Source organism: Caulobacter sp. 1776 (genome assembly GCF_040545685.1).
In the GTDB taxonomy this organism is placed as follows: domain Bacteria; phylum Pseudomonadota; class Alphaproteobacteria; order Caulobacterales; family Caulobacteraceae; genus Caulobacter.
This window is the reverse complement of sequence record NZ_JBEPMI010000001.1, coordinates 179,343-197,839: the sequence shown is the minus strand read 5'-3', so window position 1 is coordinate 197,839 and position 18,497 is coordinate 179,343. Positions and strand designations below refer to the sequence as shown.

Here is an 18,497-nt window from a genome sequence, read left to right as displayed (position 1 = left end):
GAAAAACTCCCGCGACCGGGCGGCCGCGGGAGGTGAAGTTTCAGGGGAAGTCTAGAAGGCGCCCTTGATCCCGACGTTCCACATCGAGCCGTAGATGCTGTACTGCTGCACGCGGTGGCGGTCGTTCGAGTAGATGACGTCCGGCGCGTTGAAGATGTTGCGGCCGGCCAGCATCACCTCGAACTGCTTGTTGATCTTGTAGCTGGCGCTGATGTTCCAGAGCTCGCGCGCGGTGTGGTAGAGGACGCCATTGTTGGCCGTGGTCGGCGTGTTGCCGAGCGCGCTGGTGCGATAGCGGCCCTGGGCGTTGCCGGTCAGCTGAACGTCGAACTTGCCGTGGCTATAGCGCAGGCCCCAGTTGGCGGCGACCTTCGGCGTGTTCACCCGTACGCCGTCGGGCATGACGTGGGTGATCGAGCCACGCAGGCCCAGGCCGCGCAGCATGCCCGGCAGGAAGGTCAGCTGCTGGTCGTACTCCAACACGATGCCGTTGTTGGTGTTGACGCCCGGCAGGTTCTGAGCGCTGCGAAAGGTGTAGCCCGCGTAGTCGACCGGATTGTAGCCCACGTCTTCCGGGTTCACCGTGATGCCGGTCACCTGCATGTCCTTGATGTCTAGCCGGTAGGCCGACACGCCGATCACGCCCGATGGCTCGAGATAGTACTGCAGGCTGGCGAAGTACTTGGTCGAGTGCTCGGGCTTCAGCAGCGGGTTGGGCACGGTGACGAACAGGTTGGTGTCGTCCACGGCCACCACGCCGCCCAAATTGCCGTAGTCGGGGCGCAGGATCGACTGGCTGAAGGCCAGCTGGCCGACCAGCTTCTTGGTGAAGTCGTACTTGACGCCTCCGCTCAGGAACCAGTCGTCATATTCGCCGTGGCGCGTCGAGTAGGTCCCGTTGCGGTACTGATAGGTCAGGCTGGCGACGGTCGGCGTCTTGGGGTCGAAGCCGGCGGCCTTCAGCTCGGCGGACGACCGGATGTCGGCGACGCGAGCGTCGGTCTTGGTCTTCTCATAGCGCAGGCCCAGGTCGAACCGGGCGCGGCCGACGCGCGGCTGGACCTCGAAATAGGCCGCGTTGACCTCCTCGCCGACCTTCTTGTTGTTGTCCAGGCGGCGCTTCAGATTGCCGACGACGTCGGGCGCGAAGTAGTCCGGATGGTCCTTGTAGATGTCGTAGACGGCGTAGTTGCTGTCGGCGCGCCAGGCCTGTTCGTTCAGGTTGCCGGCGTCGAAGCCGTGGATCTGGAACGCATAGTTCTTCGTCCAGGGAATGACCGCCTCGGGGGCTTTCTGGGTCAGATCGCCGGTGGGGCCGACGTATTGGAATTGCTGGTACGAGCCCTCGTTGGTCTTCCAGACGTTGGTGCGATAGGTCGCGCCGGCCAGCACCTTCAGCTGGACGGGGCCGACGGTCAGCGTCTTCTTCAGATCGAGGTTCAGGCCGTACATCTGGTTGGCGGCGTCGGACTCGGATGTGCGGATGTTGTTGCCGATGTCGTCGTCACGATTGAAGCTGGTCGGGTCGCTCCACGAGCGGCCAGCGGTCTGCTTCAGGGTCCAGGCGTTGGAGTCCTCCGACGCGCGGTCCAGCGTGAAGCCGATGCGGGTCAGGTAATCGTCCGTACGCTGAAAGAAGCCCTTGGAATTGTCCCGGAAATTGAACTCCGAGCTGGAATAGCTGCCGCGCAGCAGGGCCTCCCAGGTATCGCCGCGGTACTCCAGCTTCGGCGCGAACAGCCACGAGGGCGTGCCGGCGTAGCGGTGCGAATACTGGGTGTGCAGGCGAGTGTTGGTCCCGTTCGGATTGACCACGATGTGGGTCGCGTTGGAGTCCGCCGTGGTCTGCGACGTCGTCGTCGTGCCGAAGATCAGGTAGGTGTACTGGTTGAAGTACTCGACGTCGTAGAACGAATAGGTGCTGCGCAGGCTGAGCGCCCATTTGTCGGTCAGCTTGTAGTCCACCGACAGGTTGGCGGCCTTGCGGCTGGTCAGCTTGGGACCCGGACGCCACATCACCTGATAGGGAATGACCCGCCCACTGGCGAGATAGGACCAGTCGGTCTGGATACGGTCCTGCTGGACGTAGTTGGCGTTGTAGCTGGCGTTGAACGCGATCCCGAGACGACCGTCCAGGAACACGTCGGCATAGCCGATCTGCGCCGACGGGAAGATGCGGGCGTGCTTCTTGTCGTCGGGGAAATAGGCCTTGGACAGGCCCGAGTCCGACGTGCCGACCGCGCCCAGCTGGAAGCGCAGCAGGCGGCTGTTGCGCTGGAAGGCGTACTTGCTGCGCAGGTTGATGGCGCCGCCGGGCGAGTCGGCGTCCATGTTGGCCTGCAGGGTGTTGTTCAGCTCGATCGAGTCGACGCCGGTGATCGACATCTGCTCGAACGAGTTCTGGCGGCCGTTGTTGTTGTTCGACGTGGCGGTCGCCATCCGGGCGCCGTCGGTCGTGAAGGTCGAGTATTTCGGGTCGAGGCCGCCGATGCGCACGGCCGTGGCGTCCACCTCGGTATAGTCCAGCGACAGGCCGGGCATGTTCTTCATGAACTCACCCACGTCGCCCATGGTCAGGGCGCCGAAGTTGTCGGCCGCGACGACGGTCTTGGCGTTGGTCGAGGCGCGACGTTCCATGATCGCGGCGGCCTGGCCTTCGCGCTTGGCGGTGATCGTCACCGCCTCGACGCCCTCGGACGAGGCGGCGTAGGCCTGTAGCGCGAACTCCACCGTGGCCACCTGGCCGGGGGTGACGGTGACGACCTGCCTGGATTCCTGCAGGCCGGCGTACTTGACCACCACGGTGACGTCGCCGGCCGGGACGTTCGTCAGGCGAAAGTCGCCGTCGCCTTCGGAAAGGGTGACGGACGAGCCGCCCTCGATGCGGACCTCGGCGTTACGCACATATTCGTTAGTGGCGGTATTGAAGACGCGACCGCGAACGACGCCGGCGCCCGCGCTAGCCTGGGGGCGGGCGGCGCCTGGGACGGACGATCGTAGGGTTATGATCTGGCCGTCGTCGGAATCGATCTGCAGCGGCGTGCCGGCGATCAGGCGACGCAGCGCCGTGCGGACGTCCATCGTGCCCTTGACGGCGGGCGTCTGGATGCCCGCGAGGTTGCGGGCCGAGGCCACGATCTGCACCTGACCCTGGCGGGCCAGCTCGGGGATGGCGCGGACGGCCGGCTGGGCCGGGACGTCGAACACGCGCTCCTGGGCGAAGGCCGGCGCGGCGATCGCCATGGCGACGACGGACGCCCCGTAGGCGAGGCGGGAATAGCGAGAAGTCATTGGCTTTACGGCCCCCGATGATCGCGTTGTTTGCGACGTTGCCGGTTGAGAGCCGTCGGCCCGGGGGCTTCCGCTATATGTTGCAAAAACTTCTTATTGCGCGGCCGCCGAAGGCTGGGTCTTGCGGGCCAGGATGACCCTGTCGCCGGCCTGTTCCAGCCGGGCGTCGAACACCCGGGCGACGGCGCGGCTGAACCCCACCGGATCGTTGGCGGCGAACAGTCCAGTGACCGGCTCGCGGGCCAGGGCCGGGTCGTTGATCTCGATACGGGTGTCGCTGTAGCGCGCGAACGCGGCCGCCGCCTGGCGCACGGTCTCGCCCTCGAAGGCCAGCTTGCCTTCGCGCCAGGCCAGGTCGCGGGTCACGGCCTCGGGCGCGATCGGCCGCGGATGCTCGGCCAGGCGATGGCCGGCGTCCGAGAGGGCCAGGCGGGTATTGGCCGTCACGACCAGGGGCGCGCCGCCGAGGTTCGGCGTCGAGACGGCGACCCGGCCTTGGTTCACCAGCAGGTCGACGGGATCCTGGTCCAGCTTGCGGACGCGGAAGCCGGCCTGGGTCGTGCGCAGCCGACGGCCGTTCACCTCGACCACGAACGGACGCGTCTCGTCGCGCGCCACCGCGAAATAGGCCTCGCCCCGCAGCAGGGTGACGAAGCGCTGGCCCTCGTCGTAGCGGACCCGGATGCGGCTGTCGGTGTTCAGCAGCACGGTCGAGCCGTCCTTCAGCGGGGCCATGCGGATCTCGCCGCGCTCGGTGCTGATCACGGTCCCGGCCGCCGCCGTGCCGACGCCCAGCGCCACTAGCGACGCCGTGGCCAGGGCCCCGCCGGTCCAGGCCAGGGCCTGGCGGCGCGAGAAGCGCGGACGCCGGGGTTCGGCGAAGCTCGCCGGGTCGAAGTCGGGGCCCAGCGCCTGGGCCGACTCGCTCATCATTGACACCGCCTGGGCACGCAGCATAGCGCCCTTGCGGCGCGGGTCACCGTCCAGCCAAGCCTGGAACGCTGCTTCCGTCCGCGGGGACAGCGGCCCACGATCCAGCCGCGCCGTCCATTCGGACGCCGCCTGGTCAATGTCGCGACTGGTGTCTCGTTCGGCCATTTATCGGAGTGATCTCTGCTTGCGCATTCCTAGAGGTTTGGGACCGGGTGTTTCCGCTACGACCGAACCAATCAATCAAGAAGAGAATGCCTCGGGATATATGCGTCTCTACCGTGTTCTCGGAGATTCGCATGCGCGCGGCGATCTCGCGCTGCGGCAGGCCCCTGACCCGCCTAAGCACGAAGGCCTCGCGGGTCTTGAGCGGCATGGCCGCGATCGCCCGGGCCAGCTGCCGCAATTCGTCCCGATCGATCGTCGCCCGTTCGGGCGAGGCGGCCTCGTCGGGATGCTCCAGCCGTTCCAGGTCGTCGACGGCGTGGATCTCCACGATGCGCGCGCGGCGGACATGGCGGGTGATCACCGAGCGGGCGACCTGAAACAGGTAGGCGCGGGGATGGCGGATGTCGTCGACGGTCTCCAGCTCGGCCAGGATCGTATAGGCCTCCTGGATGATGTCATCGGGATCGACGCCCGTTGGCGCGCCGCGCGACAGCCAGCCTTTCAACGCGGGTTCGTGCGGCAGGATGTGCCGCAGAAACCACCGTGTTCTTTCCCTGTCGGGGCCGCTCATCCCGGACTCGCTGGCTGGACACTGAGTTCGCCAGCCTGACTAGCGGCCAATTGTGACACTCGATTGGGACGCACGCGGAGGATCGGGCGGCGGGTGGCGCTGACCCTTGGCCAGGCCTTCGGTTGGCGACCCTAGAGCCGCAGCGCCGGACGGCCGGTGTTCTCGGCGTATTCGGATAGGCGCCGGCCTTCCTCGATCTCGTCCGGGGTCTCGGGACGCATGGTGGCGGTGACGACGATCGGCTGGCCGGTCGGCAGGCGCAGGATCCCGGTCTGATTGGGCGCGAGATCGATGGAGCCGGTCAGCTCCGGGCGGAACGCCTTGCCCAGGCTGACCGTGACCCGCAGGCGCTGGCCGTCCTGGACGACGCTGGTGAACAGCGAATAGCGGCTGCCGCTCCGCTGATAGGCCCCCTTTCGGTAGAGCCGTTGCGAGCCGAACGCGGTGAAGTCGGCCCACAGCGGCGGGCCGTCGGGCGCCAGGCCGCTGGCGATCACCCGCACCGCCGAGCCGGGCTCGACGGCGGAGCGGTCGGCGATGGCGCGGATGATTCGAGGATAGCGAAGATCGGCGACCGGCGGGGCTTCCAGCGCCGGTGCGGGCTGAGTCTCGGCTTGGGCCAGGACGGGTTCGGGAGCGGACGCGACCGCCGGCGTCTCGGCCGCCTTGACGCGGGGTCTGGTCGGCTGGCGGGGCGAGGACGACGCGGAGGGCGCGGGCGGCGGCGAAACGACCGCGGGCCGCGCCTGAGCGACCGGGAGCGCTTCCGCGATCAGGACGATCCGGGCGGGACGGGAGGACCAGGTCGCGACCGCGCCAGTCACGCCCAGCGCGACGGTCAGGCCGACGCCCATCAGACGGCGGGCGCGGCTGGGCGAGGGGCGGGACAGCAACCGCACGCGCTGGGCCAGCGGATGGCTGGACCAATGGCAGCCCAGCGGCAGCGGTCGCGCGGCCAGTTGGGTCTTCAGCATGGCCTCTGCATAGGCCTTGCGGGCCTTGGGATGGGCGGCGACCACGCGGGCGTCGCAGGCCAGCTCCTGGTCGATGCGCAGCCAGCGGGTCATGACGTGGCAGGCCGGGTTGAACCAGTTGACGCAGGTCAGCAGGGCCAGGACGGCGTTGACCGGCGGATCGCCGCGTTCGAGGTGGGTCCGCTCGTGGGCCAGCACGACCTCGCGCTCGCGTGGGGTATAGCGCTCGGCGAAGTCGGCGGGGGTCACCACGCGCGGGCGCAGCACCCCGACCACGGCCGGCCCGGCCTTGCCGGCGCGCACGGCGCGGGCGAACTGGACCTGCCGCCGGACTACCCAGGCCAGGCTGGCGATCACGCCGATCAGCCACAGCGCCGCCAGAAGCGGTCCGGGATCGAACGCGGCGGCGCCCGTCGCGGCGGCTTCGGAGAGCATCTCTCCGCCCGCTGGCCCGGCTGGCGCGGGCGGCGCCGGTACGGTCACCCTGATCATCCGGGCCGGAACCAGCATGGCGACCGCGGCCAGAGGCGGCAGGGTCCAGAGGCCGTAGGCGACTCGCGCTCCGAACAGCCGGCGCACCGGCAGACGCGCCGCCATCACCACGGCGACCGCGACCGCCAGAGCTAGATTGGCGCCCAGCAGGACTTCCAGCGCGTCAGTCATCGTCCTCGATGTCCGCGATCAGATCCTTCAGGAGCTTGACGTCCTTGGCCGTCAGGGCCCGGTGCTGCGCGAAGTGCGCCACCAAGGGCGCGACCTCGCCGCCGAAAAGGCGATCCACCAAGCCCTGGCTTTCGGATTGCACATAATCGTCGCGGGAAATCAGCGGACGATAGAGATAGCCGCCGGCTTCGCGGGCGCCGGAGATCGCGCCCTTCTTCAGCAGACGGGTGATCAGGGTCTTCACGGTGCCCGGCGCCCAGTGCTGAGCCTCGCCGACCTCGGCGACGACGCCGTCCGGCGTCAGCGGCCCGCGCCGCCACAGCGCTTCCATCACCTGGCTCTCGGCGCCCGAAATCCGCACGCGTCCGCTCCGCATTACAGAAACTACATTTGTATTCTGAGTGAGAATACAGCTGTATCATACCTCAATCCGTCGCCGACGCCAGCGACCAGAGGGGTAAGTCACAGTGCATATCGGTCTCGTCGGGGTGGCGCTCGCCGCCGCCCAAGCCGCCTCCACCGCTCAAGCGCCGCCCCCAGTGGCGCCGCAAGCCGCGCCCCAGAAGCCGGCCGAGGCCTCGACGGGCGTCAGCGCGGTCACGGTGACCGCCGACGCGCCGGCGGTGCGCACCTCGATCGACCGCCGCAGCTACAGCGTCGCGGGCGATCTCTCGGCCCAGTCGGGCGCGATCGCCGACGCCCTGCGCAACGTTCCCTCGGTCGAGGTCGACGTGCAGGGCAATGTCAGCCTGCGCGGCGATCCGTCGGTGACCATCCTGATCGACGGCAAGCCCTCGGGCCTGTTCCAGGGCGAGGGGCGCGGCCAGGCGCTGCAGCAGATGCCCGCCGAGCGCATCGACCGCGTCGAGGTCATCACCAATCCCTCGGCCGAGTTCCGCGCCGACGGCACGGGCGGGGTCATCAACCTGATCACCAAGAAGGCCAAGGGCGCGGGCCGCACCAGCTCGCTGCGCTTGACCGGCGGCGATTCCGGCCGCAACGGCCTCAGCGGCAATATGGGCTACAACAGCGGCAAGCTGTCGGCCTCGGGTGACATCAACTACCGCCAGGACTTCGCCGACCAGGTCGACTACGAGCGCCGCCAGCAGGCCAGTCTCGACAGCGAGACCAAGGGCGGAACCGAGCTCGATTTCCAGAGCCTGACCAGCCAGGCCACGGTCGACTACGACGTCAGCGACAAGCTGCGTATCGGCGGCGAGGCGCGGCTCAGCCGCTTCCAGCTGGCCGTCGACGCTCAGGCCGACACCAGCCGCCGCGACGCGACCGGCGCCGTCGTCCAGGCCTACGGCCGCGACCTGACCGTCCGCCAGAAGCGCGACAACGGCGCGATCGGCGTCAATCTGCGCCGCAAGTTCGACGGCGATGGCCACGAGCTGACGCTGAAGCTCAGCTATGACGGAGTCGACGACAACCGCACGCGGACCGGCCACACCCTAAACCGCCTGCCGGCCGTCACCGGCGCCTTCGACCAGCAGCGGTTGGGCTACGACACCCGCCAGACCGACTTCAAGGGCGACTATGTCCGACCGATGGGGCCCGGCCAGACGCTGAAGCTGGGCTTCGACCTGCAGTTCGACGACAACGGCTATGTCAATACCGGCCTACGCGGCCCGTCGCTGTCGGGCCTGGTCGTCGACCCGGGCCTGACCAGCCAGTTCCTGTACGAGCAGCAGCTCAGCCAGGCCTATGTCACCTACGAGCGCCCGGTCGGCGAGCTGACGGTGCTGGCGGGTCTGCGCTACGAACAATCGAAGCTGGACCTGACCGCCCTGGGCCGCAAGAGCGACAACGACACCACCCGGCTGATGCCCAGCCTGCACCTGTCTTACAAGCTGAACGACCGGCAGAAGCTGACCGCCAGCTACAGCCAGCGCCTGCAGCGTCCCGGTCCGTTCGATCTCAACCCGGTGCCGTTCCTGCTGGACCCGCTGAACTACCGGGTCGGCAATCCCAATCTGAAACCGCAGCAGACCCACTCGTTCGAACTGGGCTGGCAGTACCGCAAGGCGCCGCTGATGGCTTTGGCGACGCTGTACTATCGCCAGAACGACAAGGTGGTCACCGACGTGGTCACCGACAGCGGCGGCGGCGTCTTCGTCACCACCAAGGCCAATGTCGCCAACACCCGCAACGGCGGCCTGGAGCTGGTGCTGAACGGCAAGCTGACGCCGAAGCTGACCTACAATGTCAGCAGCAACTTCTTCTGGGTCGAACTGGACGGCTCCAACCTCGGCTTTCCGGGCAAGCGCTCGGCCGTCACGGCCCAGGGGCGCGGCAGCCTCAGCTGGCAGGCCACGCCCAAGGACCTGCTGCAGATCAACGGCTTCGTCTCGGGCAAGCGCTTGACGGCCCAGGGCTACGCCATGCCCTCGACGGGCATCGACCTGGGTTATCGCCGCAAGATCGACGACCGCCTGTCGCTGCTGGTCACGGTCCAGGACTTCCTGAACCTCTATCGCGACAAGCAGGTGATCGACACGCCGGCCCTGAAGAGCCTGGTCGTCCGCGACTTCGACGCCCGGATGCTGCGTGTCACCCTGGCCTGGACGTTCGGGACGGGGAAGAGCCGCAAGGACCCCGGCTTCGACTTCCAGGGCCCCGGCGGCCCATCACAGTAGGGGATCCGCAGTAGAGGATCAGCGCTTCGGCGCCGCCGTGAACCAGGGCGGCGACACCACGAAGCTCAAGCCCAACGGGTCGGGCGCGCCGGGATAGTAGTCGCTGCTGATGATCTGCGCGCCCGACCGCACGGCGGCCTGAAGGCGGCTCAGGTCATGGGCGCGGGCCTCGCGGGTGTCGGCGTCGCTGCGAGTGCGGACCAGAAAGCCCTGGGCGACCAGGGCCTTGATGCGCGCCTCCTCGGCCTTGGGATCCTGGATGTTGAACACCGCGGCTTCGGGTTCGGCGACGTCGTAGAGGCCGAACATCATCCGGCCCTTCAGCGACGGATGGCCCTGGCGATAGGCCTGGGCGATGCGCGGATTGGAGTCGAGCACCAGCAGCACCTTGCCGCGCGCCGCCGCCAGGGTCGGCCAGCCGCCGGCGAGAACGGCCTCGCGCAGGGTGGCGGCCGCGCCGCGCACGTCGTCGGGGGCGATGATCCCGCTCCGGCCGAAGGCGGCGATGGCGTCGGCGTCGAGGCTGGCCAGGTCGGCCTCGCTGTACAGGGGCGGGTTGGGAATGGCCGGGGTGTTGAACGGCTCTTCCTTGGTGTTGACGAAGATCACGATCGGATCGTGGCCGGGATGGGCCTTCGACCAGGCGGCGACCTCGCCGAAGCAGGCGGCCAGGGTCAGGCAGTGGGTGCGGGCGTCCACGACGGGCGCGTGCAGCACCTTGGCGCCAGGGCGGTTCATGATCGCCAGCTTGGCGGAGTCTTTGGCGTAGGGCGCGGCGTAGAGGCCGCCCGCGCTGTCGGCATAGGGATCGAATTCCAGCTGGCGCAGGCCGAGGTCCAGCTGGGCCTGGATCGGCGGATGGCCGTACTCGACGCCCGTGGAGCGCTCGCCCATCACCTGGCGCTGGTGGGCCAGGGCGGCGGGGCCCAGCTCGGGACGGTAGCTGTTGTGCGAGCCTAGCACGTGCATGGCGTTGAGCCGGGGCGCCTCGGCCGCGTGGGCGCTCAGCGGCGCCAGCAGGGCGATCGAGGACAGCAGGGCGGGCAGGCGCATGTCGAAACCTCGCGAAAGGAAAAGCCGGACCGGCGCGTCCGCGCGCCGGTCCGGAAGGTGGGGCGGCCGAGATGGCGACCGCCCTGGGGCACACGAGAAGAGGGGCTAGAACTTGCCGCGCAGGGTCAGCGAGACGGTGCGGCCCCAGTGATAGATCTCCATCGGCTGGTCCTTGGTCTTGCCGTAGACGTAGCGGATCTCGTTGGAGAGGTTCGAGCCTTCCAGCGTCAGGGCGTATCGCGGCGTCAGCTGATACGACAGCGACCCGTCGAGCGAGCCGTAGGCGTCGATATAGGCCTGGGCCGTCGTGGTGCTGCCGATCGAGCTCAGATAGCGCGAGCGCCAGAACCAGCCGAGGCGGGCGCTGATCGGGCCCTTCTCGTAGTAGCCGACCAAATTGTAGCTTCGCTTGGACAGGCCGACGAGATCGTCCTTGATCTGACGATTGCCGGCGAAGTAGTTGGCCTGGCTGTCGACCAGGGTGACCGAGGCCTGCACGCCCAGGCCGTCCAACAGGCCGGGTAGGAACGACAGCGACTGGTTGTAGGCCGCCTCGAAGCCGCGGACCTTGGCGTCGCCGCCGTTGACGCTGGTCGACAGCAGGATATCGCCCCGGCCCGGAACCTGGATCGTGGTGTTCTGGGCGGTGATGTAGTTGTCCATCGTCTTGACGAACACCGCGGCGGTCACGGCCGTGGTCGGGGCCGGGTACCATTCCAGCGAGGCGTCGTACTGGTCGGCCAGGAACGGATCCAGGTCCGGATTGCCGCCCGAGGCCGTCGGCGAGTCGCGGCTGACGCTGATGCGCGGGGCGCTGTCGGTGACGTTCGGGCGGTTGACGACGCGCGAGGCCGAGAAGCGGGCCAGGAGGTCGTCACGCAGCTCGACCTTGACGTTCAGGCTGGGCAGCCAGTTGTGGTAGCTCTTCAGATAGCCGACCGGCACCGGGGTCGTGCCACTGGTCAGCGTGCCGCTGGCCAGTTGCTTGGTCTCGGCGTAGCGCACCCCGAGGTTGCCGCTGACCGGCAGGCCGCCGAGGTCGAACTTGAAGTCGCCGCGCGCGTAGGCGCTGTGGATCTTCTGATCGACGATGAACGAGTTGCGCAGGTCGCCCGTCGACCACGGCTGGGCCGCCACCGCCGGCGTGTACAGGCGGTTGTAATAGGCGTCGCGGGTCGGGCTGACCCAGGTGCGCGGCGTATTGCCCGAGAAGTCCGACAGGAAGCCGGAAAACGGCATGGGCTCATAGAAGCTGGAGCCCAGGGTGGTCAGCGGCACATTGAGGATGTCGTTCAGCACCCAGTCGCGACGCAGATAGGTGCGGTTCAGATTGTGCTGTTCGGCGCCGAACGCCAGCTTGGTGAACCAGCCCGAGAACACCCGCGAGCCGTCCAGGCGGAACGTCTCGTCGGTGTCGCGCGAGTCCTTCCAGGTGTAGTCGAAGGCCTGGCCGACATAGTTGGCCGGGTTGGTGTAGTCGACCGGCGTGGTCAGCTGCGGGATCGAGGTGTAGCCGCGCGAGAAGTCGTAGGTCAGCGGGGCGAAGAAGGCGATGCGGTCGCGCGTCGTGGCCTTGCCGTCGGGGTGGTAGCTGCGGGCCCGCGAATAGCCGTACTCGGCGTTGAAGGTCCAGGCGCCGGGCGTCCAGGCCTGCTTGATCCCGAAGATCGCCAGGTCGTGGCGGTTCAGGCTGGTCTCGCGCGAGCCCATCCAGCGGACGTTGTTGATCGTCGCGGCCACGATGGTGTCGCCGACGACCTTCTGGCTGCCGGCCACGAACTGCGGCGTCGCGAAGGTGCTGTCGTCCGGATAGATGTCGAGGCCGAACTCGTCGTAGTCGACGTCCAGGCGGGTCACCAGGATGTCGAGGTCGGTCTGGAAGTCGCCGTTCGGCTTCCACTGGCCCGACAGCGCGCCCGAATAGAGCTTGCGGTGCTCGGTCTCGATCGTCGTACGGGTGCGCGAGGGGGTGTAGAAGCCGCTGCCCACCACCGACTTGAACTTATCGAGGTTCCAGCCGACCTGGTACAGGCGGTCGTTGCGGACGTGGCGCTCGTCGTACAGGCCCGCGGCCAGCAGGCCCAGCGTGCCGTCGGCGCTGGTCCAGCTGCCCAGGCCCGAGACCGACGGATCGGCCTTCTTGCGGACGTCGTTATAGGTCTCGCGCACCGAGAAGGCGGCCTTGTCGCCCAGGTCGAACGGCTTGAACGTCTTGATGTTGATGTTGCCGCCCAGGGCGCCCTCGTCCATGTCGGCGGTCGGGGTCTTCACGACCTCGATCTGCGAGATCAGCTCGGTGGGCAGCACTTCGAAGCGGAACTGGCGGCCCTTGGCGCCGCCGTTCTCGATCAGGTCGTTGACGGCGATCGAACGGCCGTTCAGCTCGGTATATTGGAACTGCGGACCCAGACCCCGTACGCTGACATACAGGCCCGCGCCGCGCTGGCGGTCGATGGTGACGCCGGTGACCAGCTGCAGCGCGTCGGCGGCGTTGCGAGTCGGGAATTTGCCGATGTCCTCGGCGTTGATCGCGTCCAGGCCGTAGGCGGCCGAGCGCTTCAAGGCGGCGGCGGCCTGCAGGCTCTTGCCGTAGGAGGTGACGACGATGGCGTCGACGGCGTCGCCGCTGGCCCCAATGGGGGCTTCGGTGGCGGGCGCGGCGGCCGGATCGGCGGCCTGGGCCTGGCCGGCGCTCAGGGCGGCGAAGGCGAGAATGGCGACGGCGCCGGCGCAGCGCGGCGGCAGGATTCTGGAGCGGATCATGTATCCCCCGATGGTGTCAGGCCCGCGGAGAGGCGCGGGTCCAGGGGGAAGAACGGAAGCGCGCTGGCCCGTCCTCAATCCGCCGTCGGTGAATTATTTGCGACGGGCTATTGAAAACATTGAACTTTCATCCGTGTCGGGACGAACCCGCCGCCGGCGAGATCACCAGGTCCCCGTCGCGCGAGAGGCGGGTCGAGACCGGTAGCACGGCCTCCAGGACGGCGCGGACGTCGTCCAGACGCTCGATGCGGACCGAGCCCGACACGCGCAGCGCGGCCAGGGACGGATCGCCGAGGATCACCTTTCGCCCGGCCGCCCGCGACAACCGCTCGGCCGCATCGCCCAGGCTGATATCGGCGAAGACCAGCCGACCGCTGGTCCAGGCCGCGTCGTTCAGGACATCGCCGGCCTCGGCGCGACCGCCGGCTCCGGCGGCGACATAGCGCTCGCCCGGACGCAGCAGCACGTCAGGCGCGCCGGTCTTGGTCACGCGCAGCGAGCCCTGAGCCAGGGACACGGTCAGGCGGCGCCCGCCGGCGACGTTGAACCGGGTGCCCAGCACGGTCAGGGTTCGGTCGCCGACCGCCACGGTGAACGGGCGGTGCGCGTCGTGGCTGACATCGAAGAAGGCGTCGCCTTCGGTCAAGGCCAAGCTCCGAGCTCGTCGCGAGAACCGAGCGGTCAGGCGCCCGCCGGGACTGAGGGTGACGCGGCTGCCGTCGGCCAGGGTCAGGCGGGCGGCCTCGTGCGGCGGAGCGACGAAGATCTCGGTGCGCGGACGCTCGACCAGCACCGCGCCCGCGACCAGGCCGGCGGCCATCAGGGTGAGACCGCCGACCAGCCAGCGGCGATCCGGCCGGGCCGCACGAACGGGCGGACGGTCCAGCCCGGCGCTCAGGCGGACCGAACGGCGCAGTGCGCGCACCGTGGGGTCCTCGGCGGCGAGGCCCACGGCCAGCCAGGCCTCGCGGGTGTCGGCGATCTCGGCGCGGGCCTCGGCCGATCCGGCGGCCCAGGCGTCCAGCGCGGCCTGCTCGGCCTCGGTCAGCGCGCGGGTGAAGCTGGCGGCGAGGATCCGGCGGGGATCGGATTCAGAGGAGGAGTCAGGCGTCATGTTGGCTTCCGATCGCCTCGCGCAGGCGCGCCAGGGCGGTCATCATGTGTTTCTCGATGGTGCTGGTCGACAGGCCCAGGCGCACGGCGGCCTCGGCCTGGGTCAGGTTCTCGAAGCGGCACAGCACGAACACCGCGCGGACGCTGGGGCTCAGGGTGTCCAGCGCCGCGACCAGGCCACGCAGCCGCTCGCGTCCGGCCAGGGCGGCCTCGGCCGAGGGATCCTCGGCGGGCAGGGCGGGATCGATCTCGACGTGCCGATGGCGCCGTCGCGAGCGCTCGTGGCGCTCATGGTCGATCAGGGCGTTGGCTGCCACCGTGAACACCAGGCCGTCCGGATTGCCCCAATGCAAACGGGCGAAGCGGCGAGACAGGCGCATGAAGACCTCCTGAGTCAGATCCTCGGCGTCCTCGACGCCCACGGACCGCCGCTGGAAGAAGCGCAGCAGCGGCCGGCGATAGCGCGAGAACAGGGCGTCGAAACGGGGCGCGTCGAGCGGCGCGCGGGCCTCGAGGGCCTCGCTGGCCTGGACGGGCCCCTCCTCGTCGGTCGAGGCTCCCCGTTGCGACGCCAGGGTGGGAAAGGTCAGAACGCCCATCGCAGCCTCGTGGACAGGTAACGGCCCCAGTGGTGAATTTCCATCGGCTGGTCGTCGCTCTGACCCTGAACGTAGCGGCGCGCGTCGGTCAGGTTGACGCCCTCGAGCGTCAAGGTCGTGCGGCGGTCGATCCGCCACGACGCCGCGCCGTCCAGCGAGCCGAAGGCCGCCGTCGTGGCCGGCGCGGTGATCGAGCTGCCGATGGTGGTCAGGTAGGCGCTGCGCCAATTGTAGCCGAGCCGCACCGAGGCCCGGCCGCGCTCGTAAAAGGCCAGGAGGCTGTAGTTGGTGCGCGACAGGCCTAGCAGGGCGTTCTTGATCACCCGGTCGCCGGCGAAATAGTTGGCCTGGCTGCGCACCAGGGTCAGAGAGGCCTGCACGCCCAGGCCGTCCAGCGGCGCGGGCAGGGCCTTGAAAGTCCGGCTGTAGGCCAGCTCCAGTCCCTGGATGCGAGCGTCGCCGCCGTTGACGTTGGTCGACAGCAGGATCTCGCCGCGCCCGGGGACCTGGATGAAGGTGTTCTGGGCGGTGATGTAGTTGTCGAGCTCGCGATCGAACACCGCGCCGGTCAGGGCGCCGCCCGAGGGGAAGTACCATTCCAGCGACACGTCGAGCTGGGTGGCCAGGAACGGGTCGAGGTCGGGATTGCCGCCATTGGCCGTCGGGGTGTCGCGGGCCAGGGTGATGCGCGGGGCGTTGTCGACCACGTTCGGACGGCTGACCACCCGCGAGGCGGCCATCCGCAGCAGCAGATCCGGCGTCAGGGCGATCCGCAGATTGGCGCTGGGCAGCCAGTTCCCATAGGTCTTGCGCCATTCGGCCGGGATCGGGTCGGCCCCGCTGGACAGCACGCCCGTCGAGACCTGGCGGGTCCCGGCGTAGCGGATCCCCAGATCGCCATCGACCGCGAGCCCGAACCACTGGCCCGAGAAGTCGGCGCGGGCGTAGGCCGACAGGATCTTCTCCTCGACCACGAACGAGTTGCGCAGGTCCGAGACCGACGGCGGCTGGGCGGCGATTTGCGGGGTGAACAGCCGCTGGTAGAAGGCCCGCGCGTCCAGCGCCACCCAGCGCCGTGGCAGGTCGCCCGGCGTCCCGTCCAGGAAGTCCGACACCGGCGTCTCGCCGTAGTAGTCGTTGCCCAGGCTGGTCAGGGGTGTTCCCAGCAGGCTGTTCAGGATCCAGTCGCGCCGGCGATAGTCGCGCACCCGGCGATGGCCCTCGACACCCAGGCTGAGCCTGCCCGGGCCCAACCGCCGGGCCGCGTCGGCCTTCAACACCGCGTCGGTGTCGCGCGAGTCCTTGAACGTGTAGTCGAAGGCCTGGCCCGCGAAATTGGCCGGGTCGGTGTAGTCGACGGTCGTCTTCAGGGTCGGGCCGGCGCCCCGGCCGCCGCTGAAGTCGTAGGTCAGCGGGGCGAAGAAGGCCGCTCGGGCCCGCACCGTGCCTTGACCGTCCGGGTGATAGCTGCGGGCGCGGGAATAGGCGTAGTCGACATCGATCGCCCAGGGGCCGCCGGTCCAGCTCTGCCGCAGGCCGAAGGCGGCCAGGTCGTGGCGGTTGAGGCTGGTCTCGCGCGAGGCCATCCAGCGGACGTTGTCGATCACCCCGGCCTGAACCGTGTCGCCGACCACGCGCTGGCTGCCCGCCACGAAGGCGGGGCGGGCCAAGGTGGTGTCGTCTGGATAGATGTCGAGGCCGAACTCGTCGTAGTGGGCGTCCAGCCGCGTCACCAGCAGGTCGACATCCGTGCGCCAGGCGGGCGAAGGCCGCCACTGCAGGGCGAAGTCGCCGGACACCAGGCGGCGATCCTCCAGCTCCAGGGTCGGCCGCGTGCGGGTCGGGGTGTAGAGCCCGGCCGGTAGCACGTCGGTGAAACGGTCAAGGTTCCAGCCGGTCTGGTAGAGGCGATCGTTGCGGATCCGGCGGCGCTCGGCCATGCCCGCGGCCAGGAAGCCGAGGCGGCCGCTGTCGTCGATCCAGCTCCACACCCCCGACGCCGCCGGGTCCGGCTTGCTCGCCTGGCCTTGCGAGGCGCGGACCGACAGCACCGACCGGCGGCCCAGTTCCAAGGGCTTGAAGGTCCGCACGTCGATATTGCCGCCCAGGGCGCCCTCGTCCATGTCGGCGGTGGTCGTCTTGACCACCTCGATGCGGTCGATGACGTCGGCGGGCAGGACTTCGAAGCGGAACTGGCGGCCGCGAAAGCCGCCGTTCTCGACCAGGTCGTTCATGGCGATTGGGCGGCCGTTCAGCAGGACATTCTGGAACTGCGGTCCCAGGCCTCGGACGCTGACATAGAGGCCGACGCCGCGATGGCGCTCCAGGCTGACGCCGGGGGCCAGCTGCAGCGCCTCGGCGGCGTTGGCGGCCGGCAGGCGGGCGATGTCCTCGGCGGCGACCGCGTCCAGGCTGTAGGCCGCCCCGCGCTTGAAAGTCAGGGCCCGGTCGAGGCTGGCGCCGTAGGCGGCGGTGACCGTCACCGGATCGACGGGCGTCGCGGTGTCTTCCGGCGCGCGCGCGGGGTCCGATGTCGACGCGGCTCGTCCCTGGGGCTCGATCGCGTAGACGCCCGGGCGCACGCGGCGGGCGCCGAGGCCTTGCCCGGACAACAAGGCGGCCAGGGCCTGATCGACGGTGGTGTCGCGCCGGACAGGGCTCGCCGCCCGGCCGCGCACCAGGCGGGGCTGGAACAGGATCTGCACGCCGCGCTCGACCGCCAGTCGGGTCAGGGCGGGCCCCAGGTCATCGCGGGCCTGGGCCTGGGCTTGGATGGGAAGCGTCGCCAGCGCCGCGATACCGATCAGCGCGGTGCGACAGTCGAGTGGGGCGAGCATTGGCGCGGGACGGTCTCTGAACTCGCCGTCGCGAGCCGATCCGTCCCTAGTCGGCTTGCGTGACGGCTTGACGACACCGTCGCGTCGCGCCGGTCAGCGGGACGACGTCGCTCTCCAGCGAGTCAGAGCTCGCCGCCGATGCGCTCGACCTCGTCGGCCAGGGCCGCCATGTCGAGGATCTTCAGGGTGCGACCGCTCTGGCGGATGATGTTCAGCCCGGCCAGGCGGTTCAGCTCGCGAGTCACCGGCTCGCGCTGGCTACCGACCAGCACGGCCAGTTCGGCATGGGTGGGGCAGGGATGAATGACCGCCGTGTCGCCCTCTCCGCCCGCCGCCGTGGCCATGCGCAGGAGCTCGATATCGACCCGGCAGGCGACCGAAACCGCGGTCAGCTCGAACAGGCGGTCGGTCAGCGCCCGGGTCAGGGTCGCCATGTCCTCCAGCAGCGCCCGCATGAAGCGCGGGGATTCCTCGAACAGGCGGGCGACCAGCCGCTGGGGCAAGCGCACCAGCCGCGCGTCTTCTACCGCCACGATATTGACCGAGCGGGGAAGGCCGTCGATCGCGGCGATCTCCCCGAAATAGCCGCCGGGCGCGATGCGCCGATAGCCGACCTCGCGCCCCGAGCGGGCGTATAGATTGGCCAGCAGGACGCCCTCGAGCAGCAGATAGATGCCGCCGTCCTCATCGCGACGCTGCACGATCATCTCGCCCTTGCCGCAGCGCAGGGTTTCGATCTGCGGCGCCAGGGCCGCCACCTCGTCGGGCGTCATGTGCCGGAACAGCTTGTTGGCGCGATAGTCCTCGGCGCGCGGTTCGACCGCCGGACCCGGCGCGCGTTGGGATGGTGAAGGAATCACGGTCATCGACTACGGTCCTACGCTGTCGAGGGGGCG

Annotated in this window: 12 protein-coding genes; 1 reads left to right on the top strand and 11 read right to left on the bottom strand. The window is 69.1% G+C overall.

What is annotated here, in order from left to right:
* Nucleotides 1-51: 51 nt before the first annotated feature.
* The 5 genes from ABIC66_RS00855 to ABIC66_RS00835 all read right to left on the bottom strand — a co-directional run bounded on the left by ABIC66_RS00855 (nucleotide 52) and on the right by ABIC66_RS00835 (nucleotide 6,958).
* Nucleotides 52-3,291 (bottom strand): TonB-dependent receptor domain-containing protein, encoded by a 3,240-nt coding sequence (locus ABIC66_RS00855; RefSeq protein ID WP_354067348.1) that lies wholly within the window; start codon nucleotides 3,289-3,291, stop codon nucleotides 52-54.
* Nucleotides 3,292-3,384: 93 nt separating this feature from the next.
* Nucleotides 3,385-4,389: a FecR family protein gene (locus ABIC66_RS00850; RefSeq protein WP_354067347.1), complete on the bottom strand. Its 1,005-nt coding sequence runs from the start codon at nucleotides 4,387-4,389 to the stop codon at nucleotides 3,385-3,387.
* A complete protein-coding gene (locus tag ABIC66_RS00845; protein WP_354067346.1) occupies nucleotides 4,358-4,960 on the bottom strand; it encodes an RNA polymerase sigma factor in 603 nt (200 codons plus the stop codon). Before ABIC66_RS00845 ends, ABIC66_RS00850 begins: the two co-directional genes overlap by 32 nt.
* A 131-nt stretch (nucleotides 4,961-5,091) precedes the next feature.
* Nucleotides 5,092-6,597 (bottom strand): M56 family metallopeptidase, encoded by a 1,506-nt coding sequence (locus tag ABIC66_RS00840; RefSeq protein ID WP_354067345.1) that lies wholly within the window; start codon nucleotides 6,595-6,597, stop codon nucleotides 5,092-5,094.
* Nucleotides 6,590-6,958, bottom strand: a complete 369-nt coding sequence (locus ABIC66_RS00835; protein ID WP_354067344.1) for a BlaI/MecI/CopY family transcriptional regulator — start codon at nucleotides 6,956-6,958, stop codon at nucleotides 6,590-6,592. Before ABIC66_RS00835 ends, ABIC66_RS00840 begins: the two co-directional genes overlap by 8 nt.
* Before the next feature lie 106 nt (nucleotides 6,959-7,064).
* Here ABIC66_RS00835 and ABIC66_RS00830 point away from each other — a divergent pair, with 106 nt between their 5' ends.
* Complete coding sequence (locus tag ABIC66_RS00830; protein ID WP_354067343.1) at nucleotides 7,065-9,236, top strand: TonB-dependent receptor domain-containing protein; 2,172 nt, start codon at nucleotides 7,065-7,067, stop codon at nucleotides 9,234-9,236.
* A gap of 18 nt (nucleotides 9,237-9,254) precedes the next feature.
* Here the strand turns inward: ABIC66_RS00830 and ABIC66_RS00825 are convergent, their stop codons facing one another.
* The 6 genes from ABIC66_RS00825 to ABIC66_RS00800 all read right to left on the bottom strand — a co-directional run bounded on the left by ABIC66_RS00825 (nucleotide 9,255) and on the right by ABIC66_RS00800 (nucleotide 18,467).
* A complete protein-coding gene (locus ABIC66_RS00825; RefSeq protein ID WP_354067342.1) occupies nucleotides 9,255-10,289 on the bottom strand; it encodes a phosphatidylinositol-specific phospholipase C domain-containing protein in 1,035 nt (344 codons plus the stop codon).
* A 105-nt stretch (nucleotides 10,290-10,394) separates the two neighbouring features.
* Nucleotides 10,395-13,052 carry a TonB-dependent receptor gene (locus ABIC66_RS00820; protein WP_354067341.1) on the bottom strand — a complete coding sequence of 886 codons (2,658 nt, stop codon included), beginning with the start codon at nucleotides 13,050-13,052 and terminating at the stop codon, nucleotides 10,395-10,397.
* 127 nt (nucleotides 13,053-13,179) lie between these two features.
* Nucleotides 13,180-14,166, bottom strand: a complete 987-nt coding sequence (locus ABIC66_RS00815; protein ID WP_354067340.1) for a FecR family protein — start codon at nucleotides 14,164-14,166, stop codon at nucleotides 13,180-13,182.
* Nucleotides 14,156-14,764, bottom strand: a complete 609-nt coding sequence (locus ABIC66_RS00810; protein ID WP_354067339.1) for an RNA polymerase sigma factor — start codon at nucleotides 14,762-14,764, stop codon at nucleotides 14,156-14,158. The genes ABIC66_RS00815 and ABIC66_RS00810 overlap by 11 nt, the downstream gene beginning before the upstream one ends.
* Complete coding sequence (locus ABIC66_RS00805; RefSeq protein WP_354067338.1) at nucleotides 14,752-17,601, bottom strand: TonB-dependent receptor; 2,850 nt, start codon at nucleotides 17,599-17,601, stop codon at nucleotides 14,752-14,754. The genes ABIC66_RS00810 and ABIC66_RS00805 overlap by 13 nt, the downstream gene beginning before the upstream one ends.
* Before the next feature lie 122 nt (nucleotides 17,602-17,723).
* Nucleotides 17,724-18,467, bottom strand: coding sequence for a Crp/Fnr family transcriptional regulator (locus tag ABIC66_RS00800; RefSeq protein WP_354067337.1), 744 nt, complete (start codon nucleotides 18,465-18,467; stop codon nucleotides 17,724-17,726).
* Nucleotides 18,468-18,497: the final 30 nt, after the last annotated feature.